Annotated in this window: 15 protein-coding genes; 10 read left to right on the forward strand and 5 right to left on the reverse strand. The window is 46.3% G+C overall.

The genetic code is table 11. The annotated features are described in order from the left end of the window. The first annotated feature begins 256 nt into the window (after window positions 1-256). Both typA and R7E00_RS10680 read left to right on the forward strand, forming a co-directional pair. Window positions 257-2086 (forward strand): translational GTPase TypA, encoded by a 1830-nt coding sequence (typA, locus tag R7E00_RS10675; RefSeq protein WP_005379276.1) that lies wholly within the window; start codon window positions 257-259, stop codon window positions 2084-2086. A 72-nt stretch (window positions 2087-2158) separates the two neighbouring features. Beyond that, entirely contained in the window at window positions 2159-2701 is a 543-nt protein-coding gene (locus R7E00_RS10680) for an AAA family ATPase (RefSeq protein ID WP_262606307.1), read from the forward strand. A gap of 31 nt (window positions 2702-2732) precedes the next feature. Here the strand turns inward: R7E00_RS10680 and R7E00_RS10685 are convergent, their stop codons facing one another. Further along, a complete protein-coding gene (locus tag R7E00_RS10685) occupies window positions 2733-3374 on the reverse strand; it encodes a DUF2959 domain-containing protein (protein ID WP_005382972.1) in 642 nt (213 codons plus the stop codon). Window positions 3375-3408: 34 nt separating this feature from the next. On the opposite strand from R7E00_RS10685, the gene R7E00_RS10690 reads away from it, so the two are divergent. The 3 genes from R7E00_RS10690 to R7E00_RS10700 all read left to right on the forward strand — a co-directional run bounded on the left by R7E00_RS10690 (window position 3409) and on the right by R7E00_RS10700 (window position 5783). Then, window positions 3409-4353 (forward strand): virulence factor BrkB family protein, encoded by a 945-nt coding sequence (locus R7E00_RS10690; RefSeq protein ID WP_005379281.1) that lies wholly within the window; start codon window positions 3409-3411, stop codon window positions 4351-4353. Further along, complete coding sequence (dtd, locus tag R7E00_RS10695) at window positions 4325-4759, forward strand: D-aminoacyl-tRNA deacylase (RefSeq protein WP_005379282.1); 435 nt, start codon at window positions 4325-4327, stop codon at window positions 4757-4759. The genes R7E00_RS10690 and dtd overlap by 29 nt, the downstream gene beginning before the upstream one ends. A 106-nt stretch (window positions 4760-4865) precedes the next feature. After that, on the forward strand, window positions 4866-5783 hold the full coding sequence (locus R7E00_RS10700; RefSeq protein ID WP_005379283.1) for a bifunctional GNAT family N-acetyltransferase/hotdog fold thioesterase: 918 nt from the start codon (window positions 4866-4868) through the stop codon (window positions 5781-5783). Here R7E00_RS10700 and R7E00_RS10705 read toward each other — a convergent pair. From R7E00_RS10705 to hslR, 4 genes are all read right to left on the reverse strand, one after another. Next, complete coding sequence (locus R7E00_RS10705; RefSeq protein WP_262606306.1) at window positions 5769-7889, reverse strand: AsmA family protein; 2121 nt, start codon at window positions 7887-7889, stop codon at window positions 5769-5771. The genes R7E00_RS10700 and R7E00_RS10705 overlap by 15 nt on opposite strands. Before the next feature lie 190 nt (window positions 7890-8079). Continuing rightward, window positions 8080-9708, reverse strand: coding sequence for a phosphoenolpyruvate carboxykinase (ATP) (pckA, locus tag R7E00_RS10710; RefSeq protein ID WP_005379288.1), 1629 nt, complete (start codon window positions 9706-9708; stop codon window positions 8080-8082). A 336-nt stretch (window positions 9709-10044) separates the two neighbouring features. Continuing rightward, the gene (hslO, locus tag R7E00_RS10715) at window positions 10045-10920 is read right to left on the reverse strand and encodes an Hsp33 family molecular chaperone HslO (protein WP_031780788.1); all 876 of its coding nucleotides are present in this window, start codon (window positions 10918-10920) and stop codon (window positions 10045-10047) included. Window positions 10921-10951: 31 nt separating this feature from the next. Beyond that, complete coding sequence (hslR, locus tag R7E00_RS10720) at window positions 10952-11338, reverse strand: ribosome-associated heat shock protein Hsp15 (RefSeq protein ID WP_005379292.1); 387 nt, start codon at window positions 11336-11338, stop codon at window positions 10952-10954. 253 nt (window positions 11339-11591) lie between these two features. Here hslR and gspC point away from each other — a divergent pair, with 253 nt between their 5' ends. The 5 genes from gspC to gspG are packed head-to-tail and all read left to right on the forward strand — an operon-like array spanning window position 11592 to window position 17795. Next, window positions 11592-12518, forward strand: coding sequence for a type II secretion system protein GspC (gspC, locus tag R7E00_RS10725; RefSeq protein WP_005379294.1), 927 nt, complete (start codon window positions 11592-11594; stop codon window positions 12516-12518). A gap of 36 nt (window positions 12519-12554) precedes the next feature. Further along, the gene (gspD, locus tag R7E00_RS10730; protein ID WP_005379295.1) at window positions 12555-14573 is read left to right on the forward strand and encodes a type II secretion system secretin GspD; all 2019 of its coding nucleotides are present in this window, start codon (window positions 12555-12557) and stop codon (window positions 14571-14573) included. Then, window positions 14573-16075 carry a type II secretion system ATPase GspE gene (gene gspE, locus R7E00_RS10735; RefSeq protein WP_005379296.1) on the forward strand — a complete coding sequence of 501 codons (1503 nt, stop codon included), beginning with the start codon at window positions 14573-14575 and terminating at the stop codon, window positions 16073-16075. Before gspD ends, gspE begins: the two co-directional genes overlap by 1 nt. Continuing rightward, window positions 16075-17292, forward strand: coding sequence for a type II secretion system inner membrane protein GspF (gene gspF, locus R7E00_RS10740; protein WP_005382993.1), 1218 nt, complete (start codon window positions 16075-16077; stop codon window positions 17290-17292). Before gspE ends, gspF begins: the two co-directional genes overlap by 1 nt. Window positions 17293-17351: 59 nt before the next feature. After that, entirely contained in the window at window positions 17352-17795 is a 444-nt protein-coding gene (gene gspG / locus R7E00_RS10745) for a type II secretion system major pseudopilin GspG (RefSeq protein ID WP_005379298.1), read from the forward strand. The last annotated feature ends 10 nt before the right edge of the window (window positions 17796-17805 follow it).

Below are 17805 nucleotides of genomic sequence, written 5' to 3' on the forward strand. Positions count from 1 at the left end.
CAGCCCAGTTTTTGAGCAAGAGTCAATTTGAATTATGCATCGATTAGAATAAAGTTGCGTTTAATCAATTCGTTCTGAGGAAGAAAATGGGCATTAAGCGTAAAAATCGCAGAAATGCTCGGGAGTAGATCACATATTTCTAGGCTTTTTGCTAAAATCTGGTACATTATGGCCGTTTTTTTAATCAGCAAATGTCGCCAGAGAGCACCCGTTCTCAGCGTGGGGGCATTTCATCTATCTAAGTGAATCAATATCCATGGCTACTCCACAGATTGATAAATTAAGAAATATCGCGATCATCGCGCACGTTGACCACGGTAAAACCACGTTGGTTGACAAGCTGCTACAACAATCAGGCACGCTTGAGTCTCGCGGTGAAGCTGAAGAGCGAGTCATGGACTCGAACGACATCGAGAAAGAGCGCGGTATTACCATTCTTGCTAAAAACACAGCAATCGACTGGAACGATTACCGTATCAACATCGTAGATACTCCGGGACACGCGGACTTCGGTGGTGAAGTTGAGCGTATCATGTCGATGGTAGACTCTGTACTACTTATCGTTGACGCAGTTGATGGTCCAATGCCTCAAACGCGTTTCGTAACACAAAAAGCGTTTGCTCACGGTCTAAAACCAATCGTTGTAATCAACAAGATTGACCGCCCTGGCGCACGTCCTGATTGGGTTATGGACCAAGTGTTCGACCTGTTCGACAACCTAGGTGCAACTGATGACCAGCTAGACTTTAAAGTAGTTTACGCATCAGCACTTAACGGTTGGGCTTCTCTAGAAGAAGGCGAAACTGGCGAGAACATGGAACCACTATTCCAAACTATCGTTGATGTTGTTGACGCGCCAAATGTTGACCTTGATGGTCCACTACAGATGCAAGTTTCTCAGCTAGACTACAGCTCTTACGTTGGTGTTATCGGCGTGGCTCGCGTAACTCGTGGTAGCGTTAAACCAAACCAGCAGGTAACCATTATTGGTGCTGATGGTAAAACTCGCAACGGTAAAGTGGGTACAGTAATGGGCTACCTTGGCCTAGAGCGTCACGAAGTTGAACAAGCTAACGCGGGTGATATCATCGCAATCACTGGTCTTGGCGAGCTGAAAATTTCTGACACTATCTGTGCACAAAACGCAGTAGAAGCATTACCACCATTGTCTGTTGATGAACCAACAGTAACAATGACGTTCCAAGTAAACACGTCTCCATTCGCGGGTAAAGAAGGTAAGTTCGTAACGTCACGTAACATCCTTGAGCGTCTTGAGAAGGAACTGGTACACAACGTTGCACTACGCGTTGAGCAAACAGACGATCCAGATAAATTCCGCGTATCAGGTCGTGGTGAACTTCACCTTTCTATCCTGATCGAAAACATGCGTCGTGAAGGCTTCGAGCTTGCGGTATCTCGTCCAGAAGTAATCATCAAAGAAGAAGATGGTCAGTTGATGGAACCGTTCGAAACGGTAACTATCGACGTAATGGAAGAGCACCAAGGCGGCATCATGGAGAACATTGGCCTACGTAAAGGTGAGCTGAAAGACATGTCTCCAGACGGTAAAGGTCGTGTGCGTATGGACTTCGTTATGCCATCACGTGGTCTGATCGGTTTCCAAACGGAATTCATGACACTGACTTCAGGTTCAGGTCTTCTTTACCATACGTTTGATCACTACGGCCCTCACAAAGGCGGTAACATCGGTCAACGTGTAAACGGTGTACTAATCGCGAACGCGATGGGTAAAGCGCTAACTAACGCACTGTTCAACCTTCAAGAGCGTGGTCGTCTATTTATCGGTCACGGTGTTGAAGTTTACGAAGGTATGGTTATCGGTATTCACAGCCGTGACAACGACCTAACGGTAAACGCACTGAAAGGTAAGCAGCTAACCAACGTTCGTGCATCAGGTACCGATGACGCACAGGTTCTTACTCCGCCAATCAAGATGACTCTTGAGCAAGCACTAGAATTCATCGATGACGACGAGCTAGTAGAAGTAACGCCTGAAAGCATCCGTATCCGTAAGAAGTTCCTAACGGAAAGCGACCGTAAGCGTGCTTCTCGTGGCGCGAAATAATTTTCGTTAAGCGATTCAATTAAGAAGAAGCCTCGAGTTATGCTCGGGGCTTTTTGTTTTCTGGAGTTGAATATGAACCCGATTATTATCACCGGTGGGCCTGGTGCGGGAAAAACAACACTGCTGAATGCGCTAGACGCGTGTGGTTACGCCACGTTTCCTGAAGGGTCTCGCGACTTGATTGAGCAGCAAAGCCAGTTAGAAAATGGTATTTTGCCGTGGACGAATTTACCTGAGTTTGCCAAGTTATGCCTTGGGTTGATGGACAAACAAAAGAGTGATGCGCGTTGTCATGATGTTGCGTTTGTTGATCGCGCCATCCCCGACATCATTGCATACCTACAAGTGGGCGGCTGTAAGGTTGACCAAGCTTTCTTAACCGAAAGCGCTGGGTACCATAGTCAGGTGTTTACTTGTCGACCAGAAGCATCCATTTACGTACAAGATGAAGTGCGTCCGCACAGCTTTGAAGAAGCATTGGAGACTCATCAGTCGTTAGTGAGTGTCTATACTGAGTTGGGTTATGAAGTGGTAGAAGTGCCATGGGGAACTGTGCCAGAGAGGGTAGGCTTTGTTCGAAGAGTCATCGGTTTACTCGGTAAGGTCGCCGACTAAAACCTCCTCGCTAGGAGGAGGTCTGAATCATTTACTTTTGATTGAGCTTTTGTAGGAATTTATCGGACTCTGCAATCGCTTCGTTCATTTGTTTGATCGCAAACTGAATGTCCTTCTCTAAGCTAGAGAACTCACCTTGCAAAGAACCAATCGCACTGGCGTTAAGGTTGTGTTTTAAGTACAACGTGTTGTCACGCAGCGTGTCCAGTACCGGTGTCATCTTTTTCTCTGCACGCTTCATAGCGCTAAGCATGGTTTTGTACGAGGCTTTGGTTTCACGTAGTTTTTGCTCGCTTGAACGACGCAGTTTCGCACTCGAGTACAGCTCTAGCTCATCTTGCCACTCATCAAACAGTGCGCCGGATACGTCTTCAATCGCAGCAATACGGTCACGTACGTCTTGAGCCGCTTTTTCGCTATCTTCGTATTTGTCATTGATGTTGTTGTAGACATTTTCTAGCTCACCACCATCAAAGTTGGTGATCGCAGACAAGGCTTCAAGTGCACTGGTGAATTCTTCTTGTGCATCTTGTTGAGATTCTTTGGCATCTTCGACGCGGTCGACCATAATATCTCGTTTATGATACCCAACCTGCTCCATTGCTGAGTAATAAGCAGATTGACACCCTGTTAAAGTGAAAATTGATAGTACAATTGCTAATAAATAAGGCATTCTTATGTCCTCGGCGCTAATTATGGGATGAACTATGAACCAGTTATCAGAGAGTTACAAGGCGAGATTAATCAATCTACTGCCAAGTTGCGTCGCGTTTTTTAAGTATCTTCTTAAGCGATTAACGCATGACCGTGTGAATGTGAACGCGGGCTATCTTGCCTACATTACCTTGTTATCCATCGTGCCAATGCTGACGGTATTGTTATCAATATTGTCGAAATTTCCCGTTTTTGCGAACGTTGGTGAGGTGCTGCAAGGCTACATTATTGAGAATTTTGTGCCAGCTTCTGGAGAAGCTGTACATACGGCATTACAGGAATTTGTGGCGAATACGGGCAAAATGAGCGCGGTTGGCGGTGGGTTTTTATTCATCGCAGCGGTCATGCTGATTTCCAACATTGATAAGAACTTAAACTACATTTGGCGAGTTAAAGACAAGCGCCGTTTAGTCTTTTCATTCTCTATGTATTGGATGGTACTCACGTTAGGGCCGATCATGGTCGGTGCGAGTATTGCGGCGACGTCGTACGTGACTTCGCTGCAAATTTTAGAGAATGAGACATTATCTGGTGCGTTTAATCTATTTCTGCGTTGGCTACCGTTGTTGCTGTCCTTTTTTGCTTTTCTTGGCTTGTATATTCTAGTGCCGAATAAAAAAGTACACCTCGCTCATGGTGCCATGGGGGCAGCAGTCGCCGCGATACTGTTCGAGTTGAGTAAAAAAGGCTTTGCACTCTACATCACTCAGTTTCCGTCTTATCAGCTCATCTACGGCGCGTTAGCGGCGATTCCTATCTTATTTGTTTGGGTGTATTTATGCTGGATGATCGTGTTATTGGGGGCGGAAGTTACGGCTGCGCTTGGTGAGCGAGAGCACTGGAGTGAAGATTTAGACATGATACACTCGACCGCTGAATCTCAGTTAACAGATGAAGGAAGCGAGAGTAGTGATAGCGCTAATTCAACGAGTCAGTGAAGCAGCCGTCCGTGTGGATGGTGAAGTCGTAGGAGAAATTGATCGTGGTCTGCTGGTCTTATTGGGCGTAGAGAAGGACGACGATGAAGCTAAAGCAAAGCGTTTAATGGAGCGTGTTACAACCTACCGTGTGTTCGAAGATGACGAAGGCAAGATGAACCTAAACGTTAAACAGGTGGAAGGTAAAGTGCTGGTGGTTTCTCAATTTACGCTGCCTGCGGATACAAAAAAAGGCACGCGAGCTGGCTTTTCTCGCGGTGCGCATCCTGTTGATGCAGAGCGCTTGTATGATTACTTTTCTGACTTGTGTGAAGAAGTCTTACCCACACAGCGTGGCCGCTTCGCTGCCGATATGAAAGTGTCTTTGGTGAATGACGGTCCAGTGACGTTTTGGTTGCAGGTCTAATCTGGTAACACAGGCGCCATAGTCTAAGCTTTAACTCCAAGCTCATGGAATTGGCTTGGAGTAATTTTTCCGACACTGATTAGTGTTGTGCTTTCAAAGGATTGATATGTTCAAACTCATTACTCCCAAAACCGATAATCAGATAAACAAGTATTATCAGTTTCGCTGGCAACTGCTTCGTGAGCCATGGCGTATGCCGATCGGCTCTGAGCGCGATGAATACGACGAAATGAGCCATCACCGCATGATTGTTGATGGTCGAGGTCGTCCTATGGCGATTGGCCGTTTATACATTACGCCGGACAATGATGGCCAGATCCGCTATATGGCGGTTAAAAATAATCGCCGTAGCAAAGGGATGGGTTCGCTGGTTTTGGTTGCACTAGAGTCGTTAGCGCGCCAAGAAGGAGCGAAACGCTTGGTGTGTAATGCCCGTGAAGATGCTATCGCCTTTTATGAAAAAAATGGCTTTGAGCGTCGAGGCGAGCTAACCGATGAGCGTGGCCCTGTGCGCCATCAGCAAATGGTGAAGCAACTGGATCCGATGGCCAATGTGTTACGTCGCCCTGAATGGTGTACTGAGCTTCAACAGCGCTGGGAGCAACAAATCCCAATTAGCGACAAAATGGGGATCAAAATTAACCAGTACACGGGTTACCAGTTTGAATGCTGTGCGCAGCTTAATCCCAACCTTAATCCCCATAACACCATGTTCGCCGGGTCAGCTTTTACCTTAGCAACCCTGACAGGGTGGGGGATGACGTGGCTGCTGCTTAAAGAGCGTGGGTTGCACGGTGATATTGTGTTGGCCGACAGCTCGATTCGTTATCGTCAACCAGTCGAACAAAACCCCGTGGCAAGTACTTCGTTGGATGGGATCAGTGGTGACCTAGACCGATTGGAGTCGGGACGCAAAGCACGCATCGTTATTCACGTAGTGATTTATAGTGGTGACACGCCAGCTGTTGATTTTGTCGGTACCTATATGCTGATACCGAACTACTCGCAGTTACTCAGTTGCTGATGGGGTAAGCGCCGACTGATCTGCTGGGCGCTTATCTGTTTCACCTTCTTGCTCTGTCGGTGAGAGGGTTTGTTCTTCTGCTGCGGAATGCGTGTTGGGTACTTCATCTTCTTCGATAACTTCTTCGTAAAGCTCTTCCTCTTGAATCTCCAAGTTGATGTTATCAATCACGATTGGTTGCTCGATGGAAGGTTCATTTTTCTGTGGAGTCTCAATATCAGTAGGCTCGGCCAGTTTTGTTGCGCTCACGCACTCATTACGGTGGGTTTCACCACTTAGTAGATCGCCTTCAATGTTTCCGCACGACTCTTCCAATTGATAAGTAATGCCACTTAGCGGGTTATTGGCCATATCAAATGTTCCCCAAACCTTACCACTTATGGCTTTTCCTGAGATTGTGACCGGCTTTATGGCTACTTCCCCTCGTTGCGCGCTTAAACTCAGTGGACTTAAGGTAATGGCTTTGAGCGAATGATCCGCTTGGGACTTCAAGCGGGTATCTCGGAGATTGGCTTCCACTTCACCCGATAAGCTGTAGGCCAGCATGTTGCGATCACCTGATAACCCTTGTAGATCGAGGCTGAGATCGGAAAAACCATCAATAGCCAGTGTGTCGGGTAAAAAATAATCGTGGAAGAGCGATAAGGGAATACCATCAGCATTGACGTTGAGCGCCCAAGGTTGGCTCGGGGTACTCAAATCTATTTGTCCGATGCCTTCTACGTAGCCTTGCTCGAGTGGCGCAAAAAGGCGAGTCAACTGCCAAAAGCCATCTTTGCTTTGCATGGCAAGTGCTGCGTGAGACGTGAGTACTTGGTCATAGCTGGCGTTGACAACGCTGACTTCCAATTCGCCTTGCCAAAGGCCCCAACGTTGAGCCGACTGTTTAATATCAAGCTGTTGCCCTTCGATATTTAAACCGGAAAGTTGCCAATAAGGTTCGTGAGATAGATGGATAATTTGGCTGCGCTCAATTTCGAGTCGTTCGATTGCAACATGCTCTAACTCGCTGGTGGCGGCGTGCCACCAATTTAGGTTGTCTTCTGGCTGTGTTGCCCACTTGAGGCCTTGAATAGAGGCTTCTTTGAGCTTCCATTGTGTTGGCGTGAACAATCCAGAAACTTGCACTCGACCTTGCTGCCAATCTAAGCTGAGCTCGTTGAGCTGGATTGTTCCTGGCTCGATAGCGGCACTCAAACGTGGCTCTATTGCGGTTTGCTGTTGGAATCGAACGCTATCCGCCTGCAATGACACTTGAGCTTTTGTCTTCCAGAGAGACAGTGGCAGTGTGGCGTTTTCCACAGAAAGATCCAAGTTCTGCCAGTGCCAGTCACCCCATTCAATATCGGCGTTAAGCAAATCTAAGCTATTAATATGATTAATGCTAAATGGTAGATCGTGCCAAGGTTTTGCAAGCAGTGATTGGCGCTGCGTATTACTCAGTTTCAGCTTGTTGATGGTCACATTTACTAAAGACCAACCTTGAGGATACTGCTCCCCTTGCCCAGATATTTGACTGTTACGCCAGTTAAAAGAGGTGCCATAAAGCGTACTGTCTTGCGATTTGTAGTCTATATCGACTAAGACTTGATTAAAGGCTTCGCCATTCCAATAGAGTTGGTCAGCTGCAAGTTGAACTTCGCCATATGGTATTAATTGACCATTCCATTGTGGTGATTGAATTTGAAGGTCAATGCCATTGGCAGAGAACTGCTCGTCGGCGTAATCAATATTTTTGAGCGCGATTTGATGGAATAAAACGTTGTCTAAAGGCGGGAGCTTTGGTGCGCCATACTGCAAGCTCATACTATCAATCAATAAACTATCAACGATCCATTTACCATCGCGATAAACATCGGGATTCATCCATAAATCGACTTGCTCGATGTAAGACGCATCGTCTCCGCTGGTGTTCACGCGTTGTAAAGTTAGGTGATAGGGAAAGTCATAACGCACGCTTCCGGCCCGGAAGGGAAGAGAAAAGGTGTTTGACAGCAAGCGCCAGGTTGCGTCCGCGTAAGATGTTGTTAGCAGCGCAATCGTAGCGGCCGGAATGGCAACTAAGATAACCAGTAACAGAAGTAGAACTCGACGCGCTGTTTTCATCTTTGCTAGAACCTACGTGTGTTATTAAATAAAACTAGATAGGCTTTAGCTTGTATCAATATTCTGTGGTATTCAATAAAAAGCCCCTCAAAAGAGGGGCTTGAAGCAATTTTTGTAACTTGGCCTACGTAAAGGTGATAAGTTAATGCCAACTTTTCACTGAGTTTACGCGACGTCGCTGTTACTCGATTTAATCAATCTGAGGACCAGCCGCAACCAGAGATTTACCTTCAGCGTTGTCTGTGTACTTATCAAAGTTATTGATAAAGCGCGCTGCTAAATCTTTCGCTTTGCTTTCCCACTGAAGTGGGTCAACGTACGTGTCGCGAGGGTCTAGAATGCTTGGATCCACACCTGGTAGTGACGTTGGTACTTCAAGGTTGAAGATTGGAATGTGCTTAGTTGGTGCTTCTTCAATCGAACCATCAAGAATGGCATCAATAATTCCGCGTGTATCTTGAATAGAGATACGTTTGCCAGTGCCGTTCCAACCAGTATTCACTAGGTAAGCCTCAGCGCCCGCTGCTTCCATGCGTTTTACCAGTACTTCCGCGTATTTTGTTGGGTGGAGCGTTAGGAACGCCGCGCCGAAACAAGCAGAGAAAGTTGGTGTTGGCTCAGTAATACCGCGCTCTGTTCCCGCTAGTTTGGCGGTAAAGCCTGATAGGAAGTGGTACTTAGTTTGCTCAGGTGTCAATTTAGATACTGGAGGCAGTACGCCAAATGCGTCGGCTGATAGGAAGATCACTTTATTCGCGTGACCGCCTTTTGATACTGGCTTAACGATATTATCGATATGGTAGATAGGGTAAGAAACACGTGTGTTTTCTGTTTTCGAACCATCATCAAAGTCGATAGAGCCATCGCCACGTACTGTTACGTTTTCTAGCAGTGCATCACGACGAATTGCGTTGTAGATGTCCGGCTCCGCTTCTTTCGAAAGTTTGATGGTTTTTGCGTAACAACCACCTTCGAAGTTGAAGACACCGTCATCATCCCAGCCGTGCTCATCATCACCAATTAGCGCACGTTTAGGATCAGTCGACAGGGTCGTTTTACCCGTACCAGATAGACCGAAGAATACCGCTACATCGCCATCTTTGCCCATGTTAGCGCTACAGTGCATTGATGCGATGTCTTTTAGTGGAAGGAAGTAGTTCATCATGGCGAACATACCTTTCTTCATTTCACCGCCGTACCAAGTACCACCGATAAGTTGCATGCGCTCAGTTAGGTTAAATACGGTGAAGTTTTCTGAGTTCAGGCCTTGCTCTTCCCATTTTGGATTAGTGCATTTTGCGCCATTCATTACTACGAAGTCTGGTTCAAATGTCGCTAACTCTTCTTCCGTCGGGCGAATAAACATGTTTTTAACGAAGTGCGCTTGCCATGCGACTTCTGTGATAACACGAATGCTCAAACGTGTATCTGGGTTTGCACCACAGTAACCGTCAACAACAAACAAGCGTTTGTTAGAAAGCTGGTTTGTGACCAGTTCTTTTAGCTCGTCCCACACTTCAGGAGTGATTGGCTTGTTATCATTTTTCACTTGATCAGACGTCCACCACATATGTTCTTCTGTCGTAGCGTCTTTGACGATGTATTTATCTTTTGGTGAGCGACCAGTAAAGATGCCAGTGTCAACGGCAACCGCACCTAGTTCAGTAACCACGCCGCGCTCATAACCGGTTAGGTCTTCACGCGTTTCTTCCTCAAACAACATTTCGTAGCTTGGGTTGCGAATAACCTCTTTTACGTTATGCAGTCCGTGCTTGGTTAGATCAAGTGTTGCAGCCTTAGTATGTTCCATAACGGTCATAGGTGCTCCTTATAAGGATTTTGTAGGGATTTTGTAAGAATGTTTTAATTTTAATCTGCTCACCATGCTAGCAACGGGGCGGGGAGAAAACAGGGAGATAGCTCAAAATTTACCCATGATTTCAATAAGGTTTTAGGTAACCCGTCACATATTGGTGGGAATAGTCTATCGTGCACGCAATCCTTTGCGCTAGGGCAAAATCATTATTAATTGTTTAAAATTAAGCAGTTGTTTTATTACGCTTGAGGCTAGTTATTACGAGGGGTTGATCACAAAAAGGCCAGCATTAAGCTGGCCTTTTGTAGGGTAAATTACGTGCTTGATAAGCTATGTAAATTAATGCAGGGTTTTCTTGTCCGTAGAAGCTTGTGCATACAGTTCAGTGACTTCAGATTCGTCGAACGTATAAGTTGTGCCACAGTAATCACAATGTAAAGAAACTGATCCAACTTCTGCCAAAATGTCATAAATTTCAGCTTTCTCAACGGTGATGATTGCTGCACCGCTACGCTCACGAGAACAGCCACAATGGAACTCGACAGGTTGCGGCTCGTACAGACGTACTTTGTCTTGGTTATATAGTCGATACAATAACTCGTTCGCTTCTAAACCAAACAATTCTTCATCTTTTACTGTGTCAGTGAGCTGCTCTAGATGTTCGAAATCATCTGGAGAGCCAGTGCCGTCAGGGATCACTTGAATCAACATACCTGCTGCGTGTGCTTTGCCTTCATGCTCACCAGTGCGGATCCATAGGCGCGTTTTTAACTGCTCTGAGTTTGCAAAGTAGCCTTCTAGCACTTCTGCTAAAGTGTCACCTTCTAATCCAACGACGCCTTGGTAACGCTCGCCGTTTTTCGGTTCGATGGTGATCACAAGGTAGCCCTTACCCATTAGATCGTGAATGTTTGCGTCATCGGCAATATCGCCTTCCCAGCGAGCTACGCCACGAACACGTTGGTTATGGTCACCGTTGATAACGGCAAGAGACACAGGACCGTCGCCTTGTAGCTGGATGGTGATCGAACCTTCGAACTTAAGAGTGGCAGTTAAAAGAGTAGTTGAAACGAGTAGCTCACCCAGCAGTTTCTCTATTGCTGCCGGATATTCCTTGCTGGAGATAACACGTTGGTACGCTTCATCCAATTGTACCAACTCGCCACGTACTGAAAGATCTTCGAATAGGTAGCGGTTTAAAACATTATTTGCCATGGAGTGCTTTCCTCGTTGGTAATTCCGGCTTTTATTGGTGTTTGAACTTAATGATGTCTCGGCGCTGCTTTTTATCTGGGCGGCGTTCCGGACTTGGGTTGTGGGCATTAAGCTTACGTTGAGTCGCGTGTTCCTCACGTTTCGCGATACTCTCATTGGTTTCGCGATATAAGGTTTGTGCGATGGGAGCGCCTCGGCGTTGATCTGAGATTTGTTCGATGATCACGATTTTTTCTTCGTTGCCTTGACGAAGTCTGACTTCAGCGCCCACTTCAACGATTTTACTCGGCTTGCTTCGTTGGCCATTATAGTGGACTTTACCGCCATCGACCATGTTACGCGCGATGGAGCGGGTTTTGTAAAATCTTGCGGCCCATAGCCATTTATCTAGCCTAACGGCTTCATTTAGGGAACTCATAGAACACTACGCTATCTAATCACTGCCCGAATACAGCAATGAGTGATGGATTATTCACCTACAGATGGAGTCAAGGCGTATTTTTTTCAAGGGAGTTGGCAAAAACTGCATAAGAAAAAGGTATGAAAGACAACTTGTGATATAGTTCACTGCTCTTTGTTGAGTAATAATTTTATTGCAAATTTAGCAATTTAAAGTCGATAGCTATCGTTATAGCTTAAATGACGGACGTTAGAATAAAGGAATCCATTCAGTGAAACGTTTAGAGCTAAGTGCAGGATTATCAAGCAGACCGCTACTGGCTCAGATCAAGTCCAATCATTATACCATTCAAGCCAAACTTAGCTTGTTGCTTACCTGTCTGTTTATTGCGATAACCGGATGGATACTTGGCAAAATTGTGTGGTTAGCCATACCTCAATCGTCGGAAGTGCCGCAATGGCGTCCATCGGCGAGTAGCGTTGCTGCGAGCAATAAAGGCGACGCGATAGATTTTAATGCCCTTCAGAATGCCAACCTATTCGGTAAATACACTGAGCAAAAAGCGGCGGTTGTAGAACAGCCTATTGTTAAAGACGCCCCTAAGACGCGCCTTAACCTTACGCTGGTCGGTGCGGTTGCAAGTAGTGATGCCAACACCAGCCTTGCTGTTATTGCTAACCGAGGTAAGCAAGCTACGTACGGTTTGGGTGAAGAAATCGAAGGGACACGTGCGACACTAAAAGCGGTATTGGTGGATCGCGTCATCATTGATAACCAAGGTCGAGACGAGACCTTAATGATGGAAGGTATAGAATATAAGAAGCTATCTGAATCGCCGCAGGTAGCTAGGGCGCAAGCTCAGCGAGCAGAAGCAGCGACGTCTGACGTTGGAGAGAAATTAGAGCAAATCCGCGAGGAAATTGCGAAAGATCCACAAAGCGTTTTTAAATACATCACCATTTCACCCGTCAAAAAAGACGGAGACATTGTTGGTTATCGAGTATCACCTGGTCGTGATGCCGCATTATTTAATGATGTAGGACTACAACCTGGCGATATTGCGGTTCAACTGAACGGGATCGATTTAAGTGACCCGTCTTCTTCAGTACAACTGATGCAAGTGATGAGCGATCCGCAAGAATTAAATTTAACTGTTGAGCGAGACGGCCAACAGTACGATATCTATATCCAATTGTAAGACTTAGGCAACCGGCGTAAGTTCAGGGAGACATACGTGAAACATTGGTTCAGCAAAAGTGCTTGGCTACTAGCAGGAAGTTTACTCTGCGTACCAGGTGCAATGGCAAACGAATTTAGTGCGAGCTTTAAAGGCACTGATATTCAAGAATTCATCAACATAGTGGGTCGTAACCTCGAAAAGACCATCATTGTTGATCCTTCAGTACGCGGTAAAATCGATGTCCGCAGCTATGACGTTCTTAACGAAGAGCAATACTACAGCTTTTTCCTTAATGTCCTTGAAGTATACGGTTACGCAGTCGTAGAAATGGACAATGGGGTACTTAAGGTTATCAAAGCAAAAGACTCAAAAACCTCAGCAATCCCTGTGTTAGGTGATGGCAGCGCGCAAGGCGATAGTGTTATCACTCGAGTTGTCGCGGTGCGTAATGTGTCGGTTCGAGAGTTGTCTCCTCTACTTCGTCAACTGATTGATAATGCCGGTGCCGGTAACGTGGTTCATTATGATCCAGCGAATATTATCTTGATTACTGGTCGTGCGGCAGTAGTGAATCGCTTAGCAGAGATCATCAAGCGTGTTGACCAAGCCGGTGATAAAGAAATTGAATTGGTGGAGCTGCGTAATGCATCTGCTGCTGAAATGGTACGCATTGTCGAAGCACTGAATAAAAGTGCGAATCAGAAAAGCACGCCAGAGTTCCTTGAACCTAAAATTGTGGCCGATGAACGTACTAACGCGATTTTAATTTCTGGTGATCCAAAAGTAAGAGCCCGCTTGAAACGTTTGATTCGTCAACTTGATGTTGAAATGGCGACAAAAGGTAACAACCGAGTTGTGTACCTGAAAAATGCGAAAGCTGAAGACTTGGTGGATGTATTGAAAGGTGTTTCCGATAACCTGCAAGCTGAAAAGCAAGCCGGTCAGAAAACATCAGGTGCATCGCGTGGTGAGGTCGTCATTGCTGCTCACGCTGCAACTAACTCGTTAGTTTTAACAGCGCCGCCAGATATTATGATGGCATTACAAGACGTCATTTCTCAACTCGATATTCGTCGTGCTCAGGTTCTTATTGAAGCGTTAATTGTCGAAATGTCTGAAGGTGATGGTATTAACCTAGGTGTTCAGTGGGGTTCGTTAGAAACGGGTGCTGTAATTCAGTACGGTAACTCAGGAGCCCCGATTGGTCAGGTGATGGTTGGTCTAGAAGAAGCAAAAGATCAAACCCGAACTGAATACTATACCAACTCTAATGGCGAACGAACGCCATATGATGTTACTGAATCAGGTGACTACTCTACGCTAGCGTCAGCACTTAGCGGAGTAAATGGTGCGGCAATGAGTATTGTCATGGGTGACTGGACAGCGCTAATTAGTGCTGTTGCTTCTGACTCCAACTCAAACATTCTATCTTCTCCGAGTATTACCGTAATGGATAATGGCGAAGCATCATTTATTGTGGGTGAAGAGGTTCCGGTTATTACGGGCTCTACGGCTGGCTCAAACAACGACAACCCATTCCAAACGGTTGACCGTAAAGAAGTCGGTATCAAACTCAAAGTAGTGCCACAAATTAACGAAGGTGACTCTGTACAGTTAAACATTGAACAAGAAGTTTCCAACGTATTAGGCGCAAACGGTGCGGTTGACGTTCGCTTTGCTAAACGACAGTTAAACACCTCTGTCATGATCCAAGATGGTCAGATGTTGGTTCTTGGTGGTTTGGTCGATGAACGCGCACTTGAAAGTGAGTCTAAAGTGCCGCTATTGGGTGACATTCCGGTACTTGGCCATCTGTTCAAGTCAACTAGCACGCAAACAGAAAAACGTAACTTGATGGTGTTCATCAAGCCGACGATTATTCGCGATGGTGTGACGGCCGACGGTATTACGCAGCGTAAATACAACTTTATTCGCGCAGAACAGCTTTACAAAGCGGATCAAGGTTTGAAGTTGATGGCTGACGAGAAGATCCCGGTTATGCCTGCCTTTGGCCAGGAGCGTCAGCACCCAACAGAGATTCAAGCGTTTATTGATCAAATGGAAAACAACTAATGGTTGATATGTTAGACACAGCGCCAAGTATGCGTCGTCTGCCATTCAGTTTTGCCAACCGCTTTAAACTGGTGCTGGAGACAGAGCATCCTGAGCGTCCACCTATTCTTTACTATGTCGAGCCGCTTAACCCTGCGGCTCTGGTTGAAGTCCGTCGTGTATTAAAGAAAAGCTTCGTACCGCAACCTATCGATAAAGAAGCCTTTGATAAAAAGCTGACTGAAGCATATCAACGCGACTCGTCTGAAGCGCGTCAGTTGATGGAAGATATTGGTGCTGATAGCGATGATTTCTTCTCTTTGGCTGAAGAACTGCCGCATGATGAAGACTTATTAGAATCGGAAGACGATGCGCCAATCATCAAATTGATCAACGCCATGTTGGGCGAAGCGATCAAAGAAGGTGCGTCGGATATTCATATTGAGACGTTCGAGAAAACCCTTTCGATTCGTTTCCGTGTCGATGGCGTATTGCGTGAAGTTCTGACCCCAAGTCGTAAGCTAGCGCCTTTGCTGGTTTCTCGTGTGAAGGTTATGGCTAAACTAGATATCGCAGAAAAGCGTGTGCCTCAAGATGGCCGTATTTCGTTGCGTATCGGTGGTCGTGCGGTGGACGTGCGTGTATCGACGATGCCGTCCTCTCATGGGGAGCGCGTGGTAATGCGTCTGTTGGATAAAAACGCGACTCGTCTTGATTTACATAGTTTGGGCATGACCCCTTCAGTGCATGACAACTTCCGTCACTTGATTGGCCGCCCTCACGGTATCATCTTGGTGACGGGCCCGACAGGTTCTGGTAAATCCACCACCTTGTACGCTGGCTTGCAAGAGATCAATAGCAACGAACGCAACATTCTAACGGTTGAAGACCCGATCGAATTTGATATTGATGGCATCGGTCAAACTCAGGTGAACCCAAAGGTCGACATGACGTTTGCGCGCGGCTTGCGTGCCATTCTGCGTCAGGACCCGGATGTGGTGATGGTCGGTGAGATCCGTGACTTAGAAACCGCACAAATTGCAGTGCAAGCGTCCTTAACGGGTCACTTGGTAATGTCTACTCTCCACACCAACACCGCAGTGGGTGCGATTACGCGTCTACGTGATATGGGTATTGAGCCATTCCTTATTTCTTCTTCGTTATTAGGGGTGCTAGCGCAGCGCTTAGTTCGAACGCTTTGTCCAAGCTGTAAAGAGCCGTATGAAGCCGATGCTGAACAGAAGAAACTGTTTGGTATGGAAGCGCATGAACCACTAGAGCTACACCGTGCTAAAGGCTGCGAAGCGTGTAACCAAAAAGGTTACCGAGGTCGAACAGGTATCCACGAGCTCATTATGGTCGATGAGCAAGTGCAAGAATTGATTCACCGAGAGTCTGGTGAGCAAGAAATTGAGAGAGCCGTTCGCGCCCATACGCCAAGTATTCGCAGTGATGGTCTAAGCAAAGTACGTCGTGGTATTACGTCACTTGAAGAAGTGATGCGAGTGACGAAGGAAACCTAATGGCGGCATTTGAGTACAAAGCGCTAGATGCAAAAGGCAAGCATAAAAAAGGCACGATAGAAGGGGACAACGCCCGACAAGTGCGCCAGCGACTCAAAGAGCAAGGGATGATCCCGATTGAAGTGGTGGAGACGAAAGCTAAATCGGCTAAGTCTTCAGGCTCAGTCAGCTTTAAGCGCGGCATCTCAACATCTGAGCTGGCACTAATCACACGTCAATTGTCCACGTTAGTCCAATCAGGCATGCCTCTGGAAGAATGTTTGCGCGCGGTCTCTGAGCAGGCTGAAAAGCCGAGAATTCGTTCTATGCTGGCTGCGGTTCGCTCGAAAGTAACCGAGGGTTATCCGCTCGCCGACAGTTTTGCTGATTACCCACACGTGTTTGATGAACTGTACCGCTCTATGGTTGCGGCGGGCGAAAAATCAGGTCACCTCGATACCGTATTAGAGCGTTTGGCAGACTATGTCGAAAACCGCCAAAAGATGCGATCTAAATTGCTTCAAGCCATGATTTATCCTGTAGTTTTGGTGGTATTCGCGGTTGTCATCGTTTCGTTCTTATTGGCGACAGTGGTTCCTAAAATCATTGAACCCATCATTCAGATGGGCCAAGAGTTACCTCAATCGACGCAATTTTTACTGGCAGCCAGTGAGTTTGTGCAAGATTGGGGGCTGATTATTTTCGTTGTGCTGGTGGCGCTTTTCTATGGCCTCAAACTGGCGTTGCAAAAGCCAGACTTTCGCTTAGCTTGGGACAGAAAAATCTTGAGCTTACCGCTAATAGGTAAGATCTCTCGAGGTTTGAATACCGCACGATTCGCACGAACACTTTCGATCTGTACTTCCAGTGCGATTCCAATTCTCGAGGGTATGCGCGTTGCGGTAGATGTTATGTCTAACCGTTATGTGAAGCAGCAAGTCTTGCTTGCAGCGGATAACGTCCGAGAGGGCGCTAGTTTGCGTAAGGCGTTGGACCAAACTCGCTTGTTTCCACCAATGATGCTACACATGATCGCCAGTGGTGAGCAAAGTGGTGAATTAGAGAGCATGTTGACGCGGGCAGCCGATAACCAAGATCAAAACTTTGAATCAACAGTCAATATTGCTCTGGGTGTGTTTACTCCTGCGCTGATTGCATTAATGGCTGGATTAGTGTTGTTCATTGTGATGGCGACCTTGATGCCAATGCTAGAAATGAATAACTTGATGAGCGGATAATTTCGAATTAAGACGTGTCTACTAACGGCATGGCTTTAATCTAACTTTCGGAGAAAAAAATGAAGTTTAAGCGTAGTAAACAACAGGGTTTTACACTTTTAGAAGTGATGGTTGTTGTAGTTATCCTGGGTATTTTGGCAAGTTTTGTTGTTCCAAACCTATTGGGTAACAAAGAGAAGGCAGACCAACAAAAAGCGATTACGGACATTGTCGCGTTGGAAAATGCCTTAGATATGTACAAGTTGGACAACAGCGTTTACCCAACAACGGACCAAGGTCTAGAAGCATTGGTTAGCAAGCCATCTAACCCAGAGCCACGCAACTACCGTGATGGTGGTTACATCAAACGTCTTCCTAATGACCCTTGGGGCAACCAGTACCAATACTTAAGCCCAGGTGATAACGGTACAATCGATATCTTCACTCTAGGCGCAGATGGCCAAGAGGGTGGAGAAGGTCCAGCTGCAGATATTGGCAACTGGAACATGCAAGACTTCCAATAATTGAGCCTAA

The sequence above is a fragment of the Vibrio sp. Vb1755 genome (assembly GCF_033338635.1).
Classification (GTDB): domain Bacteria; phylum Pseudomonadota; class Gammaproteobacteria; order Enterobacterales; family Vibrionaceae; genus Vibrio; species Vibrio alginolyticus.

Coding starts and splice junctions, on each gene's coding strand:
- hslO (WP_031780788.1), bottom strand. CDS start 10,920: ATGGCAAATAATGTTTTAAACCGCTACCTATTCGAAGATCTTTCAGTA.
- gspF (WP_005382993.1), top strand. CDS start 16,075: ATGGCGGCATTTGAGTACAAAGCGCTAGATGCAAAAGGCAAGCATAAA.
- pckA (WP_005379288.1), bottom strand. CDS start 9,708: ATGACCGTTATGGAACATACTAAGGCTGCAACACTTGATCTAACCAAG.
- R7E00_RS10680 (WP_262606307.1), top strand. CDS start 2,159: ATGAACCCGATTATTATCACCGGTGGGCCTGGTGCGGGAAAAACAACA.
- R7E00_RS10690 (WP_005379281.1), top strand. CDS start 3,409: ATGAACCAGTTATCAGAGAGTTACAAGGCGAGATTAATCAATCTACTG.
- gspG (WP_005379298.1), top strand. CDS start 17,352: ATGAAGTTTAAGCGTAGTAAACAACAGGGTTTTACACTTTTAGAAGTG.
- R7E00_RS10685 (WP_005382972.1), bottom strand. CDS start 3,374: ATGCCTTATTTATTAGCAATTGTACTATCAATTTTCACTTTAACAGGG.
- gspE (WP_005379296.1), top strand. CDS start 14,573: ATGGTTGATATGTTAGACACAGCGCCAAGTATGCGTCGTCTGCCATTC.
- R7E00_RS10700 (WP_005379283.1), top strand. CDS start 4,866: ATGTTCAAACTCATTACTCCCAAAACCGATAATCAGATAAACAAGTAT.
- hslR (WP_005379292.1), bottom strand. CDS start 11,338: ATGAGTTCCCTAAATGAAGCCGTTAGGCTAGATAAATGGCTATGGGCC.
- typA (WP_005379276.1), top strand. CDS start 257: ATGGCTACTCCACAGATTGATAAATTAAGAAATATCGCGATCATCGCG.
- R7E00_RS10705 (WP_262606306.1), bottom strand. CDS start 7,889: ATGAAAACAGCGCGTCGAGTTCTACTTCTGTTACTGGTTATCTTAGTT.